Source organism: Pseudomonas sp. Z2-11, assembly GCF_054161305.1.
On the sequence record NZ_CP096395.1, the window covers coordinates 192,909 to 218,692 of the forward strand.

Sequence of the window (25,784 nt, forward strand, 5' to 3'; positions counted from 1 at the left end):
ACAATCGAACAACGGCCTAATTTTTTGTAGGCATTGGCCGACAGAGTGATATAGGTGCACCAAAATGGAGCGGATCCAATATCGCGCCCACCGGTTACATGGCAGTTGCACTCCACTTCCTGCATAAGAAGCCCACCCATGAATCTCAAGTTCAGTCACAAAATCCTCCTGGCCGCCTCTGGTGTGGTGGTCCTGGCTTTTGCCCTGTTCACGCTCTACAACGATTACCTGCAGCGCAACACCATCGGTCGAAGCCTGGAGTCGTCCATCGAGCAATCCGGCGACCTGACAGCCAGCAGCGTCCAGAACTGGATGAGCGGCCGTGTGCTGGTGTTGGAGAACCTGGCGCAGAACATCGCACACCAGGGCGCTGGTGCCGATTTGCCGGGGCTCGTCGACCAGCCGGCATTGACCTCGAATTTCCAGTTCACCTATGTCGGCCAGAACACCGGCGTTTTCACTCAGCGGCCTGACGCCAAGATGCCCGACGGCTACGACCCGCGTCAGCGCCCTTGGTACAAGCAGGCGGTCGCCGCGGATAAAACCATGTTGACCCCGCCCTACATGGCAGCCGTCGGCGGGCTGGTGGTAACCATTGCCCTGCCGGTCAAGCACGACGGCGAACTGCTCGGTGTGGTGGGTGGCGACCTGAGCCTGGAAACCCTGGTGAAAATCATCAACTCGGTGGATTTCGGCGGCATCGGCCATGCGTTCCTGGTCAGCGGCGACGGTCAGGTGATCGTCAGCCCGGACAAAGACCATGTGATGAAAAACCTCAAGGACATCTACCCAGGCACGCCGGTGCGCATCGGCAAAGGTATCCAGGAAGTCGAGCTGAACGGGGAAGACCGCATCCTTTCGTTTACTCCGGTGGCGGGCTTGCCGAACGCCGAGTGGTATATCGGCCTATCGATCGACAAAGCCAAGGCCTACGCGCCGCTGAGCCATTTCCGTACGTCTGCGTTGATTGCGATGTTCGTCGCGGTGGCGGCGATTGCGTTGCTGCTGAGCCTGCTGATCCAGGTCTTGATGCGTCCGTTGACCACCATGGGCCGCGCCATGCAGGACATTGCCCAGGGCGAAGGCGACCTGACCCGCCGTCTCGTCGTGCAGGGCAAGGATGAGTTCGCTGTGCTGGGTGGTTCGTTCAACCAGTTCGTGGAGCGCATCCACGCATCGATTGCTGAAGTGTCTTCGGCCACGCGGCAGGTGCACGATTTGTCGCAGCGGGTGATGACGTCGTCCAACGCCTCGCTTGTCGGCTCGGATGAACAGAGCGCCCGCACCAACAGCGTGGCCGCCGCGATCAACCAGCTGGGCGCCGCGACCCAGGAAATCGCCCGCAATGCCGCCGATGCGTCGCAACAGGCCAGCGGCGCCAGCGAGCAGGCCGACGACGGGCGCCAGGTGGTGGAAAAAACCATCCAGGCGATGACCGCGCTGTCGCAGAAGATCAGCCTGTCGTGCACCCAGATCGAAACCCTGAACGCCAGCACCGACAACATCGGGCACATCCTCGATGTGATCAAGGGCATCTCTCAGCAAACCAACCTGCTGGCGTTGAACGCCGCCATCGAAGCGGCCCGTGCCGGTGAAGCCGGGCGTGGCTTTGCGGTGGTGGCCGATGAGGTGCGCAACCTGGCGCACCGCACGCAGGAGTCGGCTGAAGAGATCCACAAGATGATCACTTCGTTGCAGGTCGGTTCTCGTGAGGCGGTAACCACCATGAACGCCAGCCAGGCCTCCAGCGAAGAAAGCGTGGAAGTGGCCAACCAGGCCGGCCTGCGCCTGGTCAGCGTGACCCAGCGTATCGGTGAGATCGACGGCATGAACCAGTCGGTGGCCGCCGCGACCGAAGAACAGACCGCCGTGGTGGAAACCCTCAACATGGACGTCAGCCACATCAACCTGCTGAACCAGCAGAGCGTCGCCAACCTCAACGAAACGCTGAAGGATTGCGATGCCTTGTCCCAACAGGCCAATCGGTTGAAGCAACTGGTGGACAGCTTCAAGATCTGATCAGCCGAACCAGCGCCATCGCGAGCAGGCTCGCTCCCACATTGGTCTTGGGTGTACGTGAAACCCAGGACCACCACCGGTCTCCTGTGGGAGCGAGCTTGCTCGCGATGGCGATGCATGGTTCTCCATGGGTTTCCCTGTGGCGAGGGAGCTTGCTCCCGCTGGCCTGCGAAGCGGGCCCCGGCATTCTCCAGACGGACCGCATCAGCCGGTTTGGCGACTGCTGCGCAGCCGAGCGGGAGCAAGCTCCCTCGCCACGGGGTTTTGGGTTGTCCATGAGGGGATAGTGGTCAGGTGAACATCTTCACCACGTTCTCCATCGCTTCATCGGCGAACCCTTGCAGGAAATCCCTGAAGCCCGACGGGGTGTGGGCGTCGGTGTGGTCGGCAATGATGGTCCAGGTGGCGCGGCAGCGGTTGTCCGCCAGGGGCTCCACGCGCATGGCCGCCCAGAGGTTGTCGATGCCCAGGGTGTTGTAGATCAGCGTCCAGGTCATGTGCATGGCCTGGTCGTCACGGCTGTTGAGCTGTTCCACCACCAGGTTCTGTCCGTCGACGAAGAATTTCTTGCGCAGGGATCTCACCCCTTCGCCGGTCATTTCGATGCGCTCAAGCGCGGGGATAAAGCGGTTGAACCCGCCAAAATCGCCGACCACTTCCCAGACTCGCGCCGCGTCAGCGGACACTTGCACCGAGGTTTCAATGTGGCAGGCTTGAGGATTCTTGATCAGTGTGTCGGGTCGAAATGTGGTCATGGTCTTGCTCCTTGCTTTGGGGTGGGATGGTTCAGATGAAATCAATGGCCTTGAGGTAGTCCGCGCCACGGCGTAGCAGGGCCGGGGATTTTTCCGGGTAGCGCGCGCCCATCTGCCGGACGCCGGACCGGGCGTTGTCATGGCGGATCAGCGAGATGTCGCCGATGTCCTCCTCGAAGCCGTTCAGATAGAAACCCAGCACGCCGAACAACGCGTTGTCGGCATCGACCCGCGCCAATTGCCGTTGCCAGTCGGCGACGCTCACCAGGGAAAACGCCCGGCCGCTGTCCCGGAACGACGCCACGTAGGCGTCCCAGCTCAGCGGTTCGGGGTTGTGCAGGTTGAACACGGCCTGGTTCGGTTGGTAGCGGCTGGCGTGGAAGGCGATGAAACGGGCCAGGAAGTCCACCGGCATCAGGTCGAAGTTGAGCGACAGGGCCGGCACCTGGCCGAGCTGGATCGAGCCCTTGAGCATCAGCATCAACCGGTTCTTGTGGGGTTGGCAGACCCCCGTCTGGCTGTTGAAGCTGATGTTGCCGGGACGGAACAGGTTCACCCGCACGCCAAGGTCACGGGCCCGCTGCAGGATTCGCTCGCCGACCCATTTGGACAGGTTGTAGCCGTTCTTGATGTAGATCGGCGGTGTCTGCGCCGCTGGTTGCTCCAGCACCTGGCCATCGGCGTCCAGGGCGCTGGAAGCCGAGAGCGTCGAGACGAAGTTGAAGATCTTCTTGCGCCGGCCTTCGCACAGGCGCAGGCATTCGAAGATCGGCTCGACGTTGTCCCGCGCCAGGGATTCGTAGTCGAGCACGTGGTTGACGTGGGCCGCGTTGTGCACCAGCGCGCCGAAGGTGCTGTCGATGCGTTGGTAGATGTCGTCCGGCAAACCCAGTTGCGGTTGGGTGATGTCGGCGGCGTAGACGCTGACGCGACTCAGGTCCAGGTGCTCCAGGCGATTGTCCCGCAGGGCCTGGGCGAACCGTTCGGCCGCGCTTTGCCCGCCGGACTCACGCACCAGGCACGCAACCTCGGTGGCGCCCCACGCCAACAACGCCTCGACGAGGTGCACGCCGAGAAAGCTGTTGGCGCCGGTCACCAGCACTTTGTGCACGTCACCGCTCTGGCTGATGGGCAGTGGATCAAGGTTGAGCTCCGCCTCGGCGTCGATGAAAGCCTGCGGGCTCAGCGTTGACGTACCGCTCTGTTCGGAGTCGTCGAGCAGCTTCGCCAGGGTGATCAGCGTCGGCGCTTCGATGAAGCGATTGATCGACAGGCTACGGCCGAACGACTGGCGGATGCTCAGCAACAATTGCGACAACAGAATCGAATGCCCGCCGAGGTTGAAGAAGCTCTCGTCGGTGGCGATGTCCTCGGCCGGCAGTTCCAGCAGCTCGGCCCAAAGCGCACGCAGCTGGTTTTCCAAGGCGTTCTGCGGCTGGCGTCCCTGGCCTTCGGCCTGGACCGGCCCCGCCGAGGCAAGCAACGCCCGGCGATCAACCTTGCCGTTGCTGGTGTAAGGCAGGCTGGGCAACTCGATGTAGGCCGTCGGGTGCATGTAGCTGGGCAACCTGTCCTGCACATGTTCGCGCAATGCCTGAAGAGCCGCGCCGGGAAGTTCTTGCACAGGGTTCACCAGGAACGCCAGGATCCGCCGGCGTTCATCCACCCCCACCGCCACCTGACGAAACAGCTGGCTGTCGCGCAAGCAATGCTCGATCTCCTCGGGCTCGACCCGAAAGCCACGGATCTTCACCTGGTTATCGCGACGTCCACACAGCTCGATCCCATCGTCCGTCCACTGGCCGATATCACCGGTGCGATAGGCCCGCAGCGTCTGCCCGGTGGGCAGCGTCAGGTTGAGGTAGCGCTCGGCGGTCAGCCCCGGGGCGTTCAGGTACCCCAGGCCGACACCCGGCCCGGCGATGTAAAGCTCACCGGGCGTGCCGTCAGGCACCGGTTGCCGTTGCTCGTCCAGAATCAGCAACCGGGCATTGGCAATGGGTCTGCCAAGGTTGCGATTGTTGTCGCCGCTGCCGAACTGCCGCGTGGTCGCCAGCACCGTGGTTTCGGTCGGGCCATAGATATTGTGGAAGCGGCACTGTGGCGCCAGTTGCTCGATCACATACGGCTCGCAGACATCCCCTCCGGTGACCAGGTGATCCAGCCCCAGCGGCGCGTCCAGTGGCAGTACGCTCAACAGTGCCGGTGGCAGGAAGGCGTGGCTGACGCGCTGTGCGCGAATCAACGCGACCAGTTGCTGCGGGTCGCGGCGCTGGTCTTCGCTGGGCACGATCAACAGTCCGCCCTGGATGAACGTCGGCAGGATGTCCAGCAGCGACGCGTCGAAGTTGATGGTGGAAAACTGCAGTGCGCGACTGTCGCGCTTCAACTCGACATGGTCGCAGTACCACGCGCAAAAATGGCTGAGGTTGCGTTGGCTGAGCAACACGCCTTTGGGCTGGCCGGTGGTACCGGAGGTGTAGATCGCCACGGCCGGCTCGTCGATGCCCGCCACGCGCCGGATTATCGAGAGCGGGATGGCCGGTTTCGAAGAGGGCAGTCGATGGACGTTCAGCCTGGGTATTGCGCAGTCGTCCAGGTCGCTTTGTACGTCATGCAGCAGCAGATCTGCCTGGGCATTTTCCAGGATGAAGCGCCGCCGCTGCGCCGGGTGTTGCGGGTCCAGCGGCAGGTACACCGCTCCGCATCCCAAAACCGCCAGGATCGCTGCATACAGCGGCGCGGATTTGGGCAGGCACACGCCGATCACCTTCGGGCGATCAGCCGCGCCCGGCAGGATTTCCAGCATCGATTGTTGCAACCTGAGCGTCAGGTCGCGCAAGGATCGGTAGTCGATGAGCTGACCGTCGACCCACAGGGCCGGTTGCGTCGGCTGATCAAGCATGCGTTGTTCGATGCTATTCATCACCGGCACTTGGGCGGCGGCCAGGAGCCAGGGCACCGGGGCGCGGTTGAGGTGATGTTCGAAAGCCAGCGGCTCCAGCGCATCGAGCCCGTGCAGGTGCTCGTCTGCAACGGCGGTTTCCAGCGTCGGCCAGGTGTCGAAGCGGGTCTCGTCCCGCGAGAGTTGGCTGACCAGCCGGGCGCCGTGCTCGACCACCGCCGCCAGTGCGCAGAGGCGCAACGACTGGCCGTTGCCCCGGCTTGGCGGGGCAATCACGGCCTCGGATAACAGGCGCTGTGCAGCGTCGCGGAAAACCACCACCGGTTGCGGCAATGCCTGGCCTGGCAGGGCCTGGAGCGCCACGCGCACATGAAGTCGAAAGCGCGCCTGTGTGGCACACGGCAGCGTACCGTCATCGATCGACAGGTCGACCGCGCCGTGGGCGGTTGGCGATCGAAATTCCCTGACCGAATGACCGTGAAGTTCAAGTTCCCGGGCCAGTTCGGCCATGGCCTGGCTGGTGCCTGATAGCGCAATTTCGAGGCGTTTCATCGAAAGCTCCTCATGGGGTCAGGTAGTCGGCCAGGGCATCGCGCACGCACGGTGATGCGAGCATCGAGCTGGTGCGAAAAAAGCGTGTGATGTTGCCCACCAGCGGGTGAAAACGATTGATCGGGTACGCCAACGCACTGGCGTCATCCCGCAGCGACTGACGTACCGATTCATCGACGGGCAGATGGGCGATCAGCTCGAAATCGAACTGTTGTTGCAGGTCGCTCGCCAGGTACTCGGCAATGAAGCCGGGCATCAGTTGCGCGATGGCTTGGCGGTCTTCTTCCGGTGCGGTGCGCCAGTAAATCTGCACCAGCCGTGTCCAGAAACCGGAGTGTCGGCCCTCATCCTGCAAGTGGTCCGCCATCAGACCCTTGATCGAGGCCTTGACCGAATCATCCCGGGCAAAGGCCGCCACTTCGTTGGTCACCGTGTTCTCGGCAATGGCGATGCAGATCAGCTCCACGGCACTGAGCAAATGCTCCGGTGCGCGCGCCAGCGTGGCTGGGACCGCGCGGCTGAGTTCGATCTGGTCGGGCAGCGGGATCGGCTCGATACCGGTCATGTCGATGGTCTGTTGCATGAAGTCCATGGCCACCAGCGCGTGATAGTCCTCATCCACCACCACAGTCATCGCGTCGTAGCGACAGGCGAACGGAAACTCGATGCCGAAGCGGTTCTTGGCGATGCGCCGCGCGGTGTGGTCCACCAGCTCAGTCTCGAAAATCACCACGTCATTGATGAATTTGTAGAGGCTCTGCACCAGGACAAAATCGCGCAACTGCGGGCAGTGGCTGAGAAAGGTCTGGCTGTGCACAAGAGGCTGACGGCTCATGGGGAAGATCAGCTTGTCGTCATCCTCGACCCGGCGCCGTGGTCGGGTACGGATGGTGGCGCGGCTTTCCCAGGTGTCGGCGAAGGACTGGTATGAAATGGCGTTCATGGCGTCACCTGCGCAACGGGCAGGGCCATGCTCTGGCGCAAGCCATCCCACAACGCCGCGCGGCTGTGGACGGCGGCGAGGGCGGCGGCAAGGACTTCGCGCTCGCGCTGCGGGTCGCCATCGATCAGCCGTGCCAGGAGTTTTTCCGCAGCCGGGCCGTGGTCTTCGGAGTCCATTTCGATATGCCGTTGCAGGTAATAACGAAACGTCGGTGCCTGGTCCAGGCCGATGCCCCAGGCATCCAGCATGCGCTGGAACATCTGCGGGATGACGCTTTCGCGACCGTGCACGAACGCGGCGGCCACGCTGTGGGCCGGGGCGTGCAAGGCAGTGTGCAAGGTCTGGCGTACGAAGCGCGCCGCGGCCGGGTCTACCTCGACGCTGTCCAGCGCGGTCTCGGGGCTGACGCCTTCCTGTTGCAGGGCAATGAATTGCTCAATGGCCCGGGTATCCGCGCCGACCTCGCGCATGGCGTCCAGGTAAAGCTCGAAATGGCTGCAATAGCCCGCTCCGGGACGGTCATCGGATTCTTCCCCCAAGACGATTTCATTGATCAGCCGTGCTGCGTGCGGGTCGGCCGGAGGTAGCCACGGCAACTGGATACAGGTCAGCTCGCGTTGCAGGCGCTTGGTCAGGGACATGAAATCCCACACGGCAAAAACATGACTTTCCATAAAACGGCGCAACAGGTCGATTGATGTTATTTCAGAAAAAACCGGGTGTTCACCAAGTTCGAGTTTCTTCAGGAATAGTTGTTCTTTGGTTGGCTGCATTGGAACGTCCTCATCAATGATTTTTGTCCGGAAGTTGCTTCGCCAGTTTTTTCGGTGCGAGCGAGCGCGTGAACCGGAGTCCATGTTTTCTTGATACAGATGTTTTATTTTTGCTCAGGGTTGAAAGGCCTGCTGGAGGCCTTTCTGTCATGAGTTTTGGGGTCGAAGGCAACTCGACGTAGAAAAAGTTAGTGCATGTAACAAAGGCTCTGCAAGTTATTTTTTATATATTTAAGTTAGCGTATTTCTTGGGCGTGAAGAGGGTTGTTAAAACTTTTCATGTAAGTTTTATTGGGTCGAAGTTGCTCCTTCCGATTTGTAACTATCAGAATCGAATGGTACGAGTGAATGCCTCACCCGGAGCACTTCAGAGAACGGGAATTAAGTAAGTGATGTTTTGTGGGCGGGAGACCGACCAGACTTGCGGGTCATCTCGCCGTTCGGACGACGCTCCTTGCGTGATGGCTTCGATTCGCCTGGGCCACAGCCAGGCGCTGACTTCTTCAGGTCTTTTTTGAATCGATAAACGCAAGAGTGAGCCCAAATGGATAGCAGTTCCATCGGACTGACGTCGCGATGGAACGCGGGCGCAGTCAGACCGCGCCGGGCAGGGCCATGGGGGGTGTAGGAAGGATGTGTAAGAAAGTGCTACGCCGGCCGCGTCGCCGGCGCAGAGATGGGGTTGCGCTTATTGGTTGAGGTATCGGCGCATGGTGACGGAGGCTTTTTCCAAGTGCTGCTCAAGCAAGGCGACCGCTGTGTCGACATCCTTCGCCACCGCGGCTGCGAGCATCGCGCGGTGGTCGTCCTGGGTCAGCGTGCCCAGGCCCATCGATGACATGTGAAAACGCAGGAAACGCTCTTCCTCATTGAGCTCGTGCTCGACCAGGTCAAGCAGCTTGGCGTTGGGTGCCCTGTGGTAAAGCGACATATGAAACAGCCGATTGAGCCTGGCGATCTCGGCGTAGTCGGTTTGCGCCTCGAGTTGCTCGATGTACTGGGCGGCCATCGTCAGGTCGTTGTCGTTGAGCAGCGGAACGGACAGGCGCAGGGCGAAGCTTTCCAGGACCGAACGCAAGGCATAGGTCTCGATCGCATTGCTGGTGATCAGCGGAGCCACCACGGCGCCCTTGTGCTGTACCACGTTGAGCAATGACTGCGCCTCGAGCTGGCGTAATGCCTCGCGTACCGGCATGCGGCTGACGCCGAACAGGTCGGCCAGTTCCTGTTGGCGTAGCGCGGTGCCACTGGGCAGGCGCCCATCGAGAATGGCTTCACGCAGGGAGCTCTCGATGATGGCGCGGGCCTGGGAGGCGGGAATGGGGCCGTTGACCTGGATAGTGCTTAACGGGTTGGGCTTCTTTGTCACGACAACACCCTGACTGGTAGTAACGAAATTGGATCCAAGCCAACATTAGTTACAGATTGCCAAGCCGTCAAAGTCTCGCGGCGCCGGTTCCTGAACTAAAGTTTAGACTGCTTGCGGTGATTGCATCCTGCCATTGTCTTTTGCCCGGCCAGGCTTCACCATCCAACGAATTTTCCAACGGCCCTTTTCGGACGTATTCCCCTTGGCTGCACCTTTTCCTGTCCTTAGGTCCATGCGTTGGCTGTGTTCGGCATTGTTGCTGGCCGGCCTGCTGCTGGGCGGCCTGCGGGCCGATTGGGACTTTGCGCAGATCAGCCGCCGGGCGCAAGCGTTATATGGGCCTTTGGGCGAAGGGCAGCAACGGATCGACGCGTGGCAGCAACTGTTGGCGACCCAGAAGCAGATTCCGGAACTGGAACAACTCAAGGTAGTGAATCTGTTTTTCAACAAGCAGGTGCGCTACGTCGAAGACATCGACCTGTGGCGTGAGGTTGATTACTGGGAAACCCCTATCCAGGCCTTATGGAAGGGCGCGGGTGATTGCGAGGACTACGCCATCGCCAAGTATTTCAGCCTGCGCCGGCTCGGGGTGTCCAGTGACAAGCTGCGCATCACCTACGTCAAGGCCTTGCGGCAGAACCGGGCGCACATGGTGCTGACCTACTACGCCACGCCCGATGCCATGCCCTTGGTACTCGACAGCCTGATCGACGGTATCCAGCCGGCCAGCCAGCGAACCGACCTGCTGCCGGTCTACTCTTTCAATGCCGAAGGGCTGTGGCTGCCGGGCGCCAAGGGCAACAAAAAAGTGGGTGACACCAAGCGCCTGTCCCGCTGGCAGGATGTGTTGAAAAAAATGCAGGCCGAAGGTTTTCCGGTCGAGACGACTAACTAGGAGCGCGCGCTCAGATGTCCTTGTTCAAACAGCTGTTGATCGCTATCTGTCTGTTCCTGGTGGTTGCCTTCAGCGGCAGCTTCATGGTCAGCCTGGAAAGCTCGCGGACCCAGTACGTCAATCAATTGCGCTCGCACGCGCAGGATGCGGCCACGGCGCTGGCCTTGTCGCTGACGCCGAATATCGACGACCCTGCAATGGTCGAGCTGATGGTCAGCTCGATCTTCGACAGCGGCTACTACGCAAGCATCCGCGTGGTCGACGTGAAGAACGACAGCACCATCGTCGAACGCACCGGCGTCCCGGACGCCGGCAACGTACCGCAGTGGTTCATCAAGCTCATTGGCCTGGAGCCGGCCGGCGGCGATGCGCTCGTCAGTCGGGGCTGGGAGCAGGCAGCACGGGTCGAAGTGGTCAGCCACCCTATGTTCGCCCTCGCCAAGCTGTGGCAGAGCGCGCTGGGCAGCCTGGGTTGGCTGTTGCTGTGCGGCGCTGTGAGCGCGGTGTTGGGGGCCTTGCTGCTGCGCCGTCAGCTCAAGCCGCTGGATTACATGGTGCACCAGTCCCATGCCATCGCCCGTCGGGAGTTCCTCAGCTTGCCGGAGCTGCCGCGTACCCCTGAGCTGCGCCGGGTTGTGCAGGCGATGAACCAGATGGTCGAAAAGCTCAAGGCGCTGTTCCAGGAGCAGGCCGAGCGCAGCGAGAAGCTGCGGGTCGAGTCCTATCAGGACAACCTCACGGGTCTGGCCAACCGACGTTACTTCGAAATGCAGCTGCATGCCCGGGTGAGCAATCCCGAGCAGGCCAGTTCCGGTTATCTGCTGTTGTTGCGGGTCAGGGACCTGGCCGGGTTGAACCAGCGGCTGGGCGGGCAGCGCACCGACCAGTTGCTCAAGGCCGTGGGCGAGCAATTGCTGCGTGAGTGCGCGCGTTATCCGGAAACCCATAACCTGGTGACGCGCATCCGCGGCGGAGAGTTCGCCGTGTTGGCGCCCGGGCTGGTGCGCGAGGAAGCCTTGCAACTGGCGCAGAATCTCGAAGGCGCGTTGTCGAGCCTGCACGCCACCGGCGCGACGGACGTGGCGTCGGTGGCCTCCATCGGGCTGGCGCCGTTCGTCCACGGCGACTCGCCGCAAGCGGTGCTCCAGCTCGGCGACCAGGCGCTGGCCCAGGCCGAAACCCAGGGTGAACCGGGCTGGGCCTGCCTGGATCACAGCGCGTCGGCCAGCGTTGGCGATGATCACCATGCCTGGCACAACCTGCTTGACCAGGCGCTGAGCAACCAGCGCTTCGAGCTGTATTTCCAGCCGGTGGTGGCCGCCCAGGACACCCAGGTGGTGCTGCATTACAAAGTGCTCTCGCGGCTGCTCGACGATCAGGGCCAGAGCATTCCCGCCGGGCGTTTCCTGCCATGGCTGGAGCGCTTCGGCTGGACTGCGCGCCTGGACCGCCTGATGCTCGAACAGGTGCTCAGGCAAATGGCCGGGCACGAGCAATCCCTGGCGCTCAACCTGTCCTCTGCCACGCTGGCCGACCCGCAGGCTTTGAACAAGGTCTTTGAAATCCTGCGGGCTCACGGCAATCTCGGGGCGCGCCTGACCCTGGAGATCGGTGAGGAGCAATTACCTGAGCAAGCGGTGCTGGAGCAGTTGACCCGGCAGTTGCGCGAGCTCGGTTTCTCCCTGAGCCTGCAGCGTTTCGGCGGACGGTTCAGCATGATCGGCAACTTGTCGCGGCTGGGGCTGGCGTATCTGAAAATCGACGGCAGTTATATTCGCGCCATCGACCAGGAAAGCGACAAGCGCCTGTTCATCGAAGCCATCCAGCGCGCCGCCCACAGCATCGACCTGCCGTTGATTGCCGAGCGGGTTGAGACGGAAGGCGAACTGGCGGTGATTCGCGAGATGGGGTTGTTTGGGGTGCAAGGGCAGTTGGTGGGCGAGCCTAAGCGTTGGGGATGAGTGCTGCGTTGTCTGTCAGTGAGCCTTCGCGAGCAGGCTCGCTCCCACATGGTTTTTTGTTGGGCTGAAGATTGAAATCTACCCCCCATCCACTGTGGGAGCGAGCCTGCTCGCGATGGCGCCAGCTCAGACACCGTATAACCCCGTGGCTAGGGAGCTTGCTCCCTAGCCACGGTCAGCGGTGAATCAGATCAACCCCTTCTCATCGTCATCGATCAACCGACTCAACCCGCCCAGCGCTTCCCGTGCCTGGTTGCGGTCCATCAGCTTGGCCTGGGCCGCTGGCGGCAGGTCGGTGACGCGGATGACGCCTTTGCTGGTGAGTACCTGAATCAGGTCGTCGAGTACCCGGATCATCTCCAGGTCGCTCTGCTTGAGTTGCTTGAGGCTGTTCTCTACCGCCTGGTTGGCGAACCAGTCCTGGATCTCATGGTTGTCGGCCGGCAAGGTCTCGGTGGCCTCGGCATAAGCGGCGGCTTCGACGCGCACCAGCAGGCCTTGCGCATCGCGTTGCACATAAAACATCGGGCATCCCTCATGTATGAAGCGGCGTCATGCTGGGCAGCATAGGCCAACTGTGGGGATTATGAACACTTATCCTGTGGCGAGGGAGCAAGCTCCCTCGCCACAGAGTCTGTGTCAGGTTCAGCTGTTGTTGTGATCGATCTTGATGGTCGGGTCACTGCCAGCGATGAGCGAGTTCAGGTTGATGTTCGACCAGTTGTTGCCTTCCAGCTTGATCGTCACGTCCGGCGTCGCCGCAGTGTTGGCCGCGTTGAATTGACCGGTGGTGCTGACTTGCAGAGAAGAAACGCCATCGACCGTGCTGATCTTCAGGAAGTGGTCGATGGTGCTGCCGGTTTCGCCCTGCAACAGGTCTCGCAGGTCGATCCGGTCACCTTCGGCGGCCTTGAAGTCCTTGATCACGTCAGTGCCGGTGTCGCCGGATTTCCAGACGAAGGTATCGCCGCCCAGGCCACCGATGAGCGTGTCGTTGCCCTTGCCTCCGATCAGGATGTCGCTGCCGCTGCCACCGAGCAGGATGTCATTGCCCTTGCCGCCGTCGAGCAAATCGTTGCCGCCCTGGCCGAAGAGGATGTCGTTGCCGGCGCCGCCCAGCAGAGTGTCATTGCCATCATGGGCACCGGACACATCGAACGCGGTGTAGTGCTCGGTGATGTACTGGTGCACGTTCGAAGTGCTGACCTTGCTGACGTCCACGCCGCTTTGTTGGGCCACGAACGACTGGATGGCCTGGTAACCCTCGCCGGCGATGCCGTTGAAGCTCACCAGGTCGCCGAACAGGATGTCGTTGCCGTCGCCGCCATTGACCGTGTCGGCACCTGGCAACGTCGCTTCGGTGTGGCCGATGATCGAGTTGGCCAGGTCCTTGGGGTCGATGTTGGTTTGCGGCTTGCCATCGGAGTCGTACGGCTTGAGGTCGTCCAGGGTGACGCCGTTGTTCAGGCCGATGGCTTCAACGTTGCTCAAGCCTTTGAGCAGGGTGAAGCTGGCCGCTGAGCCGGCTGCTGCCGAGGAGTCGCCCCACCCGCCGCCGTCCAGGTTGGAGAACTCGAACGTGCCGTTGCCCTCGGCACGCACCGTGCCGACGTAACTGTCATTCCAGTTGTTCTTGCCGCTCTTGGTCGACAGGTACATGTCGCCATTTTCTTCGATGGTGAATTTGTGTGTGCTGTCGATCGTCTGGGTGTAGTACTTGCCAACGGTATAGTTGGACGCACTCAGCACGTCGTCGAGCTTGACGGTGCCGTACAGCGTCGGGTTCGTCTGTTCGCCGGACTGGTAGCGCGTTGGCTCACCGTCGGTGATGAAGTACGTCAGGTTCTTCGCACCGGTATTACTCAGGGCCTGGGTGCTGTTGAAGAAGTTTGCGGTGGTCTTGAACACGTCTTCATAGTTGGTATTGCCGCCGGACACCATCGAGTCGAGCACGCTCTTGAGCAGTGTCAGCGCGTTCGGATCGTTGAGGTTGACCGCAACGTTCTTGTTGACCTGGTTGTCGAAGTCCGCCAGGAAGATGTTCACCGTCCCGGAGTTGCTGCCCAGGCTCTGCTTGAGCGTATTGAACACCTGGGTCAGCGAGTTCTTCGCGGCTGTAACGGACGACGAACTCATGCTGCCGGAGCTGTCGACCATGAACGCGATGTTGTAGTTGACGCCCGGTACCACGGTCAGGCCGCCGATGTCGGCGATCACGATGTCGTTGCCGTCGGTACCGGTAACATTGTCGCTGCCGGAGGTGGCGGTGACAGCGTTATAGGTCGCCGGGTAAACGGTGACCGGGATCTGCGCGGTCGTCACTGCCGACCCGCCGAGGGATTCGGTGGAGGTCGACGTTACGGTCAGGTTGATCTGGCCGCTGAAGTAGGTCGGTGGCGTCAGGTTGAGGCTGCCCAGGTTCCAGCCGGTGAGCGAAGCTTCGCCGTTGGCGCCCACGGTTGCGGTGTGTCCCGCGCCATCGCTCAGCACACTGCCTTCCGGCATGCCGCCGATTTTCACGCTCAGGCTTTCGGAGCCATCGGTGTCGGTCAGGGCGGTGGTGATTTTCGACAGCTTCACGCTGCCGCCTTCGGCGCCTTCGTTGAGCTTGTAGCCGTCGTAGTAGCCTTCGCCATTGGTGCCGTGCAGGTCGGAAACGGAAACCCCGGCATTCACCAGGTCAGCCACGCCGGTATACAGCGGTACGCCTGCGCTGCTCAGGTCCACCGGCGTGCTGCCGTTGACCGACAGGTTCACGTCATAACTGCCTGGGCCGGTCTGGTTGTGGTGGTAGATGTCCAGGGTGTAGTAGCCGCTGGTGGTCGGCGTGAACGAACCGTTCAACTGGCCGCCCGCACCCCAAGTGATGGCCGCGGCGGTCTTGCCGCCGATGGTCACCAGCAAACTGTCGTCGCCGGTGCCGCTGAAGGTGTAGGTCTTGCCGGCTTCCAGGAAGATCAGGCCCGAGGTCTTCGACGCGGTGCCCGGATTGACGTTGCCGTCGTTCTGAACGTTGCTCACATTGGTGCTGCTGTTCGGCGTGCCGGCGGCGTCGATCACCGACTTGAGCGTGCCGGACGGCGCGCCATTGCCATCGGTGCCCAGGCCCGACAGGCCGGTCCAGACTTCCTTGATCAGGCCGGTAGAGGTCACGTTGTTGCCGGCGACGTTGAGGGTCGGCGCATCGGCGGTTGGCGTGATGTCGATCTTCACGGTACCGGTGTTGCCCAGAGTCTGGCCGTCGGTTGGCTGGAACTTGATCTGCGCGTAGTCAGCCTGCTTGTTGCCCACGCCGCTGCCGCCGTAGCCATCGGCCCCGGATTCGTTGGCATCGGGTGTGAAGCGCAGCTTGCCGGCGTCGATGTCGGCCTTGGTGAAGGTCTGGTTGTTGGCCACGTCCTTCCACGTCGCCCCGTCCAGGTACTGCAACTTGCCATCGCCTGGCAGCCCGGTAATTTTCACGCCCTGGCTGGCGGCGGAGCTGTCCACATCGCTGACGCCGAACGTCGACCAGCCGAGGACCAGTGAAGTGTCTTCGGTACCGGTCACCGCGCCACCGGTGGCTACGGGTGCGTCGTTGACTCCGACCACGTTCACGGTGGTGGTGGCGGTGTTGGAGTAGCTCGTGCCGTCGGTCACTGTCACGGTGATGACGCGCGGTACGGTGCTCGGATCTTCGCTGTTGTTGATGAAGCTGATGTTCTTGATCTGCTGCATGTAGTCGGCCAACGTCGCATTGCCCGTCAGCGTCAGGACGATTTTGCCGTCGGTGCTATTGGCGTTGATGCTGATGCCGTTGACGCTATTGCCCAGGTTCAGATGATCGCCAGGCTGACGGTTGGTCAGCACGATGGTGGCGCCGGTCAGCTGGGTGCTGTCCGGGTCGGTGATTTTCAGGTCAGTGTCGCCGATCGATACGCCTGGGCCCGCGGTGCCTTCGGTGAAGGTCACCTGGTAATCGGCGCCGGTCTTGCCGCTGGAATTGTTGGCATCCAGATCGAGTACCGGCGCCGCATCGTTGTCGATGATCGAAGTGCTGACGCTGCCATTGGTGCCGCTGACCGCCAGGTTCTCGAAGTTGCCACCGGTGGCCGAGTCGATCTTGACCACGAAGTTTTCAGTGCCTTCGGTGATCTTGTCGTCCAGGGTCGCCACGTTGAAGCTGGCGCTGGTGGCGTTGGCCGGGATCTTCACGGTGTAGACACCGGTGAAGTCCGAGCCATCGGCGGCGGTACCGCTGTAGACGATCTTGACCGTTACCTCGGTTTGCGCCGGGTTCGTCAGGTTGACCGTGTAAGTAGCGACTTGGCCTTCGGTGACCGAAGTGCTGCCGGTGATGCTGACGGTGGTGTTGTCAGGCGTGTCGGTAACGGCGGTCGCTGCAGGCGTGGTGCTCGGCACCAGGTGCTCGAAGTTACCCCCGGTGGCCGTCTTGATCGTTGCTTCGACGTTGCCAGCATCTTTGTAGACGTCGTCCTTTGGCGCATCGACAGTTACGGTGCCAGTCTTGGCACCGGCGGCGATGTTGATCACCGCGCCGTTGCTCAGGGTCACGGTCACCGGCGAACCGGCGGCGTTGGTGAGGGTCGCGGTATAGGTGATCTGGCCGCCCTCGGCGACCGAGTTGGTGGCGCTCAGGCTCAGGCCGGTGGTGTCCTGGACATCGGTGACGGTGGTGCCGGCAGGCTTGCCGTCGATTTCGAGGTTTTCGTAATTGCCGCCCTTGGCGTCGTCGATCTTGACGCTGAGGTTGCTGCCGCCCGCCAACGCATCGTTAGGCGCGGTGAAGTTCACCGAGCCGGAGCTTGCGCCGACTGGGATGGTGATGGACTGGCCGTTGCTCAAGGTCACTACGAGCGGAGCGCCGGTGACTGGAGCGTTCACCGAAGCGGTGTAAACCACAGTGCCGCCTTCGCCGACGGAAGGGGAAGCGGTCAAGCTGACAGTCGAAGCGTCGAGCGTGTCGGTGACGTCGGTCACCGCTGGTGCAGTGTTCGGGACCAGGTTTTCAAAGTTGCCACCGGTGGCTTTATCGATGCTGACTTCGACCTTACCGGCGTCCTTGTAGACGTCGTCTTTTGGCGCGTCGACGGTCACGGTGCCAGTGGTGGCACCAGCCGCGATGTTGATCACCGCGCCGTTGCTCAGGGTGATGGTCACCGGCGAGCCGGCAGCGTTAGTCAGGGTCGCGGTGTAAACAATCGAACCGCCTTCAGCTACGGTGTCGGTCGCGGACAGGGTCAAGCCCGTGGCATCAGTCGAATCGGTGACTGCGGTGTCCGCAGGCTTGCCGTCGATTTCGAGGTTTTCGTAGTTGCCGCCTTTCGCGTCGTCGATCTTGACGCTGAGGTTGCCACCGCCCGCCAGCGCATCGTTAGGCGCAGTGAAGTTCACCGAGCCAGAGCTTGCGCCGACTGGGATGGTGATGCTTTGACCATTCGACAGGGTGACGACCAGCGGAGCGCCGGTGACTGGAGCGTTTACGGATGCTGTGTAAACCACAGTGCCGCCCTCGCCAACCGTCGAAGTTGCGGTGAGCGAAACGGTGCTGGTGTCGAGGGTATCGGTCACGTCGGTGACGACTGGTGCAGTGTTAGGCACCAGATTCTCAAAGTTACCGCCAACGGCCGTGTCGATGCTGACTTCAACTTTGCCGGCGTCTTTGTAGACGTCATCTTTCGGTGCGTCGACAGTTACGGTGCCAGTGGTGGCGCCAGCGGCGATGTTGATCACCGCGCCGTTGCTCAGGGTGATGGTGACAGGCGAGCCGGCCGCATTGGACAGGGTCGCTGTGTAAACGATGGAACCACCTTCAGCGACAGTATCAGTCGCGGACAGGGTCAGACCGGTAGTGTCCTGGGTATCGGTCACGGCGGTGTCCGCAGGCTTGCCGTCGATTTCCAGGTTTTCGTAATTGCCGCCCTTGGCGTCGTCGATCTTGACGCTGAGGTTGCTACCGCCCGCCAACGCATCGTTAGGCGCGGTGAAGTTCACCGAGCCAGAGCTTGCGCCAACTGGGATGGTGACGGTCTGGCCGTTGCTCAAGGTCACTACGAGCGGAGCGCCGGTGACTGGAGCGTTCACCGAAGCGGTGTAAACCACGGTGCCGCCTTCGCCCACGGAAGGGGAAGCGGTCAAGCTGACAGTCGAAGCGTCGAGCGTGTCGGTCACGGCGGTCACGGCTGGTGCAGTGTTAGGCACCAGGTTTTCGAAGTTGCCACCGGTAGCTTTATCGATGCTGACTTCGACCTTGCCGGCGTCCTTGTAGACGTCGTCCTTCGGAGCATCAACAGTCACGGTGCCAGTGGTAGCACCGGCGGCGATGTTGATGACCGCGCCGTTGCTCAGGGTGATGGTCACCGGCGAGCCCGCTGCGTTTGTCAGGGTCGCGGTGTAAACGATGGCCCCGCCTTCGGCTACGGTGTCGGTTGCAGACAGCGTCAGACCGGTAGTGTCTTGGGTATCAGTTACTGCGGTATCCGCAGGCTTGCCGTCGATTTCCAGGTTTTCGTAGTTGCCACCTTTCGCGTCGTCGATCTTGACGCTCAGGTTGCTACCGCCAGCCAATGCATCGTTAGGTGCGGTGAAGTTCACTGAGCCAGAGCTGGAACCCACGGGGATAGTAATGGACTGGCCGTTGCTCAAGGTCACTACGAGCGGAGCACCGGTGACTGGAGCGTTCACCGAAGCGGTGTAAACCACGGTGCCGCCTTCGCCCACGGAAGGAGAAGCGGTCAAGCTGACAGTCGAAGCGTCGAGCGTGTCGGTGACGTCGGTCACCGCTGGTGCAGTGTTAGGCACCAGGTTTTCGAAGTTGCCACCGGTAGCTTTATCGATGCTGACTTCGACCTTGCCGGCGTCCTTGTAGACGTCGTCCTTCGGAGCATCAACAGTCACGGTGCCAGTGGTAGCACCGGCGGCGATGTTGATGACCGCGCCGTTGCTCAGGGTGATGGTCACCGGCGAGCCCGCTGCGTTGGTCAGGGTCGCGGTGTAAACGATGGCCCCGCCTTCGGCTACGGTGTCGGTTGCAGACAGCGTCAGACCGGTAGTGTCTTGGGTATCAGTTACTGCGGTATCCGCAGGCTTGCCGTCGATTTCCAGATTTTCGTAATTGCCGCCTTTGGCGTCGTCGATCTTGACGCTGAGGTTGCTGCCGCCCGCCAACGCATCGTTAGGCGCGGTGAAGTTCACAGAGCCGGAGCTGGAACCAACTGGGATAGTGATGCTTTGACCATTCGACAGCGTGACGACCAGCGGAGCACCGGTGACTGGAGCGTTCACCGAAGCGGTGTAAACCACAGTGCCGCCTTCGCCCACGGAAGGGGAAGCGGTCAAGCTGACAGTCGAGGTGTCGAGCGTGTCGGTGACGTCGGTCACGGCTGGCGTGGTGCTCGGCACCAGGTTTTCGAAGTTGCCGCCAGTCGCTTTATCGATGCTGACTTCGACCTTGCCGGCGTCCTTGTAGACGTCGTCTTTCGGCGCGTCGACGGTTACGGTGCCGGTCTTGGCGCCGGCAGCGATGTTGATCACCGCGCCGTTGCTCAGGGTCACGGTCACTGGCGAACCAGCGGCGTTGGTGAGGGTCGCCGTATAGATGATCTGGCCGCCCTCGGCGACCGAGTTGGTGGCGCTCAGGCTCAGGCCGGTGGTGTCCTGGGTATCAGTTACTGCGGTGTCCGCAGGCTTGCCATCGATTTCCAAATTCTCGTAATTGCCGCCCTTGGCGTCGTCGATCTTGACGCTGAGGTTGCTGCCGCCCGCGAGGGCGTCGTTAGGCGCGGTGAAGTTCACCGAGCCAGAGCTCGAACCGACTGGGATGGTGATGGACTGGCCGTTGCTCAAGGTCACTACGAGCGGAGCGCCGGTGACTGGAGCATTCACCGAAGCGGTGTAAACCACAGTGCCGCCTTCGCCCACGGAAGGGGATGCGGTCAAGCTGACAGTCGAAGCGTCGAGCGTGTCGGTGACGTCGGTCACGGCAGGTGCAGTGTTCGGGACCAGGTTTTCGAAGTTGCCACCAACAGCTTTATCGATGCTGACTTCAACTTTGCCCGCGTCCTTATAGACGTCATCTTTCGGTGCGTCGACAGTTACGGTCCCAGTGGTAGCACCAGCCGCGATATTGATCACGGCGCCGTTGCTCAGGGTGATGGTCACCGGCGAGCCCGCTGCGTTGGTCAGGGTCGCGGTGTAAACAATCGAGCCGCCTTCAGCAACGGTGTCGGTTGCGGAAAGCGTCAGGCCCGTAGCATCAGTCGAATCGGTGACTGCGGTGTCCGCAGGCTTGCCGTCGATTTCGAGGTTTTCGTAGTTGCCGCCTTTCGCGTCGTCGATCTTGACGCTGAGGTTGCTGCCGCCAGCCAACGCATCGTTAGGCGCGGTGAAGTTCACTGAACCAGAGCTTGCGCCGACTGGGATGGTGATGGACTGGCCGTTGCTCAAGGTCACTACGAGCGGAGCGCCGGTGACTGGAGCATTCACCGAAGCGGTGTAAACCACAGTGCCGCCTTCGCCCACGGAAGGGGAAGCCGTCAGGCTGACAGTCGAGGTGTCGAGCGTGTCGGTGACGTCGGTCACGGCAGGTGCAGTGTTCGGGACCAGGTTTTCGAAGTTGCCACCAACAGCTTTATCGATGCTGACTTCAACTTTGCCCGCGTCCTTATAGACGTCATCTTTCGGTGCGTCGACAGTTACGGTCCCAGTGGTAGCACCAGCCGCGATATTAATCACGGCGCCGTTGCTCAGGGTGATGGTCACCGGCGAGCCCGCTGCGTTGGTCAGGGTCGCGGTGTAAACAATCGAGCCGCCTTCAGCAACGGTGTCGGTTGCGGAAAGCGTCAGGCCCGTAGCATCAGTCGAATCGGTGACTGCGGTGTCCGCAGGCTTGCCGTCGATTTCGAGGTTTTCGTAGTTGCCGCCTTTCGCGTCGTCGATCTTGACGCTGAGGTTGCTGCCGCCAGCCAACGCATCATTAGGTGCGGTGAAGTTCACCGAGCCGGAGCTCGAACCGACGGGGATGGTGATGGACTGGCCGTTGCTCAAGGTCACTACGAGCGGAGCGCCGGTGACTGGAGCGTTCACCGAAGCGGTGTAAACCACAGTGCCGCCTTCGCCGACGGAAGGGGAAGCGGTCAAGCTGACAGTCGAAGCGTCGAGCGTGTCGGTGACGTCGGTCACCGCTGGTGCAGTGTTCGGGACCAGGTTTTCAAAGTTGCCACCGGTGGCTTTATCGATGCTGACTTCGACCTTACCGGCGTCCTTGTAGACGTCGTCTTTTGGCGCGTCGACGGTCACGGTGCCAGTGGTGGCACCAGCCGCGATGTTGATCACCGCGCCGTTGCTCAGGGTGATGGTCACCGGCGAGCCGGCAGCGTTAGTCAGGGTCGCGGTGTAAACAATCGAACCGCCTTCAGCTACGGTGTCGGTCGCGGACAGGGTCAGGCCCGTGGCATCAGTCGAATCGGTGACTGCGGTGTCCGCAGGCTTGCCGTCGATTTCGAGGTTTTCGTAGTTGCCGCCTTTCGCGTCGTCGATCTTGACGCTGAGGTTGCTGCCGCCCGCGAGGGCGTCGTTAGGCGCGGCGAAGTTCACCGAGCCGGAGCTCGAACCGACGGGGATGGTGATGGACTGGCCGTTCGACAGGGTGACGACCAGCGGAGCGCCGGTGACCGGAGCATTCACCGAAGCGGTGTAAACCACAGTGCCGCCTTCGCCCACGGAAGGGGAAGCGGTCAAGCTGACAGTCGAGGTGTCGAGCGTGTCGGTGACGTCGGTCACGGCAGGTGCAGTGTTCGGGACCAGGTTCTCAAAGTTACCGCCAACGGCCTTGTCGATGCTGACTTCGACTTTGCCGGCGTCTTTGTAGACGTCATCTTTCGGTGCATCGACGGTCACGGTACCGGTCTTGGCGCCGGCGGCGATGTTGATCACCGCGCCGTTGCTCAGGGTGATGGTGACAGGCGAGCCGGCCGCATTGGTCAAGGTCGCGGTGTAAACAATCGAGCCGCCTTCAGCAACGGTGTCGGTCGCAGACAGGGTCAGGCCCGTGGCATCAGTCGAATCGGTGACTGCGGTGTCCGCAGGCTTGCCGTCGATTTCCAGATTTTCGTAGTTGCCACCTTTCGCGTCGTCGATCTTGATGCTCAGGTTGCTACCGCCCGACAGCGCATCGTTAGGTGCGGTGAAGTTCACAGAGCCGGAGCTCGAACCGACGGGGATGGTGATGGACTGGCCGTTGCTCAAGGTCACTACGAGCGGAGCACCGATGACCGGAGCGTTCACCGAAGCGGTGTAAACCACGACGCCGCCTTCGCCAACCGTCGAAGTTGCGGTGAGCGAAACGGTGCTGGTGTCGAGGGTGTCGGTCACATCGGTGACGACTGGTGCAGTGTTCGGCACCAGGTTTTCGAAGTTGCCACCGGTAGCTTTATCGATGCTGACTTCAACTTTGCCGGCGTCTTTGTAAACGTCGTCCTTCGGAGCATCAACAGTCACGGTGCCAGTGGTAGCACCGGCGGCGATATTGATGACCGCGCCGTTGCTCAGGGTGATGGTGACAGGCGAGCCGGCCGCATTGGTCAAGGTCGCGGTGTAAACAATCGAGCCGCCTTCAGCAACGGTGTCGGTCGCAGACAGGGTCAGGCCCGTGGCATCAGTCGAATCGGTGACTGCGGTGTCCGCAGGCTTGCCGTCGATTTCCAGATTTTCGTAGTTGCCACCTTTCGCGTCGTCGATCTTGATGCTCAGGTTGCTACCGCCCGCCAACGCATCGTTAGGCGCGGTGAAGTTCACAGAGCCGGAGCTGGAACCAACTGGGATAGTGATGCTTTGACCATTCGACAGCGTGACGACCAGCGGAGCACCGGTGACTGGAGCGTTCACCGAAGCGGTATACACCACTACGCCGCCTTCGCCCACGGAAGGTGAAGCGGTCAAGCTGACAGTCGAAGCGTCGAGCGTGTCGGTGACGTCGGTCACGACTGGTGCAGTGTTAGGCACCAGGTTTTCGAAGTTGCCGCCAACGGCCTTGTCGATGCTGACTTCAACCTTGCCGGCATCCTTGTAGACATCGTCTTTCGGCGCGTCGACAGTTACGGTCCCAGTGGTAGCGCCGGCGGCGATGTTGATCACCGCGCCGTTGCTCAGGGTAATGGTGACAGGCGAGCCGGCAGCGTTAGTCAGGGTCGCGGTGTAAACGATGGACCCGCCTTCGGCGACGGTGTCGGTTGCGGACAAGGTCAGGCCGGTAGTATCAGCCGAATCAGTGATCGTAGTAACCGCAGGCGTCGTGCTCGGCACCAGATTCTCGAAGTTGCCGCCGGTTGCGCCGGTAATCGTAGTGCTGACGGTGCTGCCATTGTTGTAGACGTCGTTGGCTGGGGTATCGACAGCCACGGTGCCGGTGGTCTGGCCGGCGGCGATAGTGATCACCGAGCCATTGCTCAACGTCACGGTCACCGGCGTCTGAGCAGGATTGGTCAGCGTCGCGGTGTAAGTGATCTGACCGCCTTCGGTGATGGTTTCGCTGGCGCTGAGCGTCAGGCCAGTCGTATCAGCCGAATCAGTGATCGTAGTAACCGCAGGCGTCGTGCTCGGCACCAGGTTTTCGAAGTTGCCGCCGGTTGCGCCGGTGATCGTAGTGCTGACAGTGCTGCCGTTGTTGTAGACGTCGTTGGCCGGGGTATCCACGGCAACGGTGCCGGTGGTCTGGCCAGCGGCAATGGTAATGACCGAGCCATTGCTCAACGTCACGGTCACCGGCGTCTGAGCAGGATTGGTCAACGTGGCGGTGTAGGTGATCTGGCCGCCTTCGGTGATGGTTTCGCTGGCGGTCAAAGTCAGGCCAGTGGCGTCAGCCGAATCAGTGATCGTAGTAACCGCAGGCGTGGTGCTCGGCACCAGATTTTCGAAGTTACCGCCAGTAGCGCCGGTAATCGTAGTGCTGACGGTGCTGCCGTTGTTATAGGCGTCGTTGGCCGGGGTATCCACGGCAACGGTGCCGGTGGTCTGGCCAGCGGCAATAGTGATGACCGAGCCATTGCTCAACGTCACGGTCACCGGCGTCTGGGCCGGATTGGTCAGCGTGGCGGTATAGGTGATCTGGCCGCCTTCGGTGATGGTTTCGCTGGCGGTCAAAGTCAGGCCAGTGGCGTCAGCCGAATCAGTGATCGTAGTAACCGCAGGCGTGGTGCTCGGCACCAGATTTTCGAAGTTACCGCCAGTAGCGCCGGTAATCGTAGTGCTGACGGTGCTGCCGTTGTTATAGGCGTCGTTAGCCGGAGTATCGACAGCCACGGTACCGGTGGTCTGGCCAGCGGCAATAGTGATGACCGAGCCATTGCTCAATGTCACGGTCACCGGCGTCTGGGCCGGGTTGGTCAGCGTCGCGGTGTAGGTGATCTGGCCGCCTTCGGTGACAGTATTGCCGGCGCTCAGGGTGACGGTGGTGGTATCGACGGTGTCGGTGATCTGCGTCACGGCTGGCGTGGTCGGCAGGGTCACGGCGATGCCGGTGCCGCCAGTGGTGCCGGTGACGGTCACGCTGACTTGGCTGGGGTCGTTGTAGGCCGTGTCGTTCGGTGCCAGGGGCACGTTGACGCTACCGGTCAGCTGCCCGGCCGGGATCACGATCACCGCGCCGTTGGACAGGGTTACGGTCAGGTTGGTTTGCGGCGCCTGGGTGACGGTCGCGGTGTAGACCAGCACGCCCCCGGCCTCGGTCAGGGTCGGGGTGGCGCTCAAAGTCATCGTCGCATTGAGCACTGCGTTGGCGGTGGTATCGGCGTTGTCGTCGCCACCCAGGATGTTGTCATCGGTTGCCGCGGCCGCAGCGAGGCCTTCGGTCGGGAAGCCGATGGTGGGGTCGACGCTGCCGGCCGTGGCATCCAGCACGACGAAGCTATGACCGCCGCCCACGGCTCCGCCTGTACCGGCAGCGGTGGCGCCGGCCGCGGTGGCTTCCAGGGCGGTGGTCGGGTCGACACCGGCGGCGATGGCTTGCTGCAGCTCTTCTACTGAAGGCGCGGCTTGGGCAGTGGCCTGTTCGAGGTCGGTGGAAGAGTCCGGCGCGCTGGCGCTCCACTGGGTATCGCGGCCCAGGTCGAGCGTGCGGCCGTCAGCCAGTTCCAACGTGACGGCGCCGGCAGGGCCGGTGTCCAACTGGTCGCCTACGTTGAGGCGATCGCCTTCAATGAGTACGCGCCGAATGCCCTCGGGGGAAACGACGAAAACCTGACCAACAATGCTTTTGACAACGGCAATAACACTGCTCATTGAAGACTCTCCGGGTACCACGTTCAGTAGACTTCCATGGACCCGACAGCCTCGTTGGCCATAGCGGTCTGGACGTTCATGCGCACAAAGGGATAATGTTTTGACGCTGGAAATATGACGATATTTTGACAGCTAGGTCGGCTTATTTTGTTTCTGCCAAACTATTGACCTTATGCTGGCCATCCTAAACAATCGCCCCTGTAATGTCACATTGATATTTAAGCGGCGACCTGTTCTTTCGGTGCGTGTTCCTGCCCCTGTTCTGAACTTTCCGACATACGGTCATTCCGGTTGCCATCATCCGATGCAGCGACACGTTTCGCTGTGATTCAAGACA

General features: G+C 61.6%; 10 protein-coding genes. 3 read left to right on the plus strand and 7 right to left on the minus strand.

The window, feature by feature from the left end; translation table 11 throughout:
* Positions 1-138 precede the first annotated feature (138 nt).
* The gene (locus tag M1E16_RS00865) at positions 139-2,019 is read left to right on the plus strand and encodes a methyl-accepting chemotaxis protein (protein WP_458128973.1); all 1,881 of its coding nucleotides are present in this window, start codon (positions 139-141) and stop codon (positions 2,017-2,019) included.
* Positions 2,020-2,309: 290 nt separating this feature from the next.
* On the opposite strand, the gene M1E16_RS00870 is transcribed toward M1E16_RS00865, so the two are convergent.
* The 5 genes from M1E16_RS00870 to M1E16_RS00890 form a co-directional block, all read right to left on the minus strand.
* Positions 2,310-2,774, minus strand: coding sequence for an SRPBCC family protein (locus M1E16_RS00870; protein WP_458128974.1), 465 nt, complete (start codon positions 2,772-2,774; stop codon positions 2,310-2,312).
* A gap of 31 nt (positions 2,775-2,805) precedes the next feature.
* Positions 2,806-6,231 carry an amino acid adenylation domain-containing protein gene (locus M1E16_RS00875; protein ID WP_458128975.1) on the minus strand — a complete coding sequence of 1,142 codons (3,426 nt, stop codon included), beginning with the start codon at positions 6,229-6,231 and terminating at the stop codon, positions 2,806-2,808.
* 10 nt (positions 6,232-6,241) lie between these two features.
* Entirely contained in the window at positions 6,242-7,174 is a 933-nt protein-coding gene (locus M1E16_RS00880; RefSeq protein ID WP_458128976.1) for a diiron oxygenase, read from the minus strand.
* Positions 7,171-7,947: a DUF3050 domain-containing protein gene (locus tag M1E16_RS00885; protein ID WP_458128977.1), complete on the minus strand. Its 777-nt coding sequence runs from the start codon at positions 7,945-7,947 to the stop codon at positions 7,171-7,173. Before M1E16_RS00885 ends, M1E16_RS00880 begins: the two co-directional genes overlap by 4 nt.
* Before the next feature lie 688 nt (positions 7,948-8,635).
* Positions 8,636-9,316, minus strand: a complete 681-nt coding sequence (locus tag M1E16_RS00890) for a GntR family transcriptional regulator (RefSeq protein WP_434626617.1) — start codon at positions 9,314-9,316, stop codon at positions 8,636-8,638.
* Positions 9,317-9,548: 232 nt separating this feature from the next.
* Here M1E16_RS00890 and lapG point away from each other — a divergent pair, with 232 nt between their 5' ends.
* Positions 9,549-10,211, plus strand: coding sequence for a cysteine protease LapG (gene lapG, locus M1E16_RS00895; RefSeq protein ID WP_434570450.1), 663 nt, complete (start codon positions 9,549-9,551; stop codon positions 10,209-10,211).
* Between the two features lie 14 nt (positions 10,212-10,225).
* Positions 10,226-12,172 carry a cyclic di-GMP receptor LapD gene (gene lapD / locus M1E16_RS00900; RefSeq protein WP_458128978.1) on the plus strand — a complete coding sequence of 649 codons (1,947 nt, stop codon included), beginning with the start codon at positions 10,226-10,228 and terminating at the stop codon, positions 12,170-12,172.
* A gap of 186 nt (positions 12,173-12,358) precedes the next feature.
* Here the strand turns inward: lapD and M1E16_RS00905 are convergent, their stop codons facing one another.
* Complete coding sequence (locus tag M1E16_RS00905; protein ID WP_305497599.1) at positions 12,359-12,697, minus strand: tryptophan synthase subunit beta; 339 nt, start codon at positions 12,695-12,697, stop codon at positions 12,359-12,361.
* Positions 12,698-12,817: 120 nt separating this feature from the next.
* A complete protein-coding gene (locus M1E16_RS00910) occupies positions 12,818-25,447 on the minus strand; it encodes a retention module-containing protein (RefSeq protein ID WP_458128979.1) in 12,630 nt (4,209 codons plus the stop codon).
* Positions 25,448-25,784: the final 337 nt, after the last annotated feature.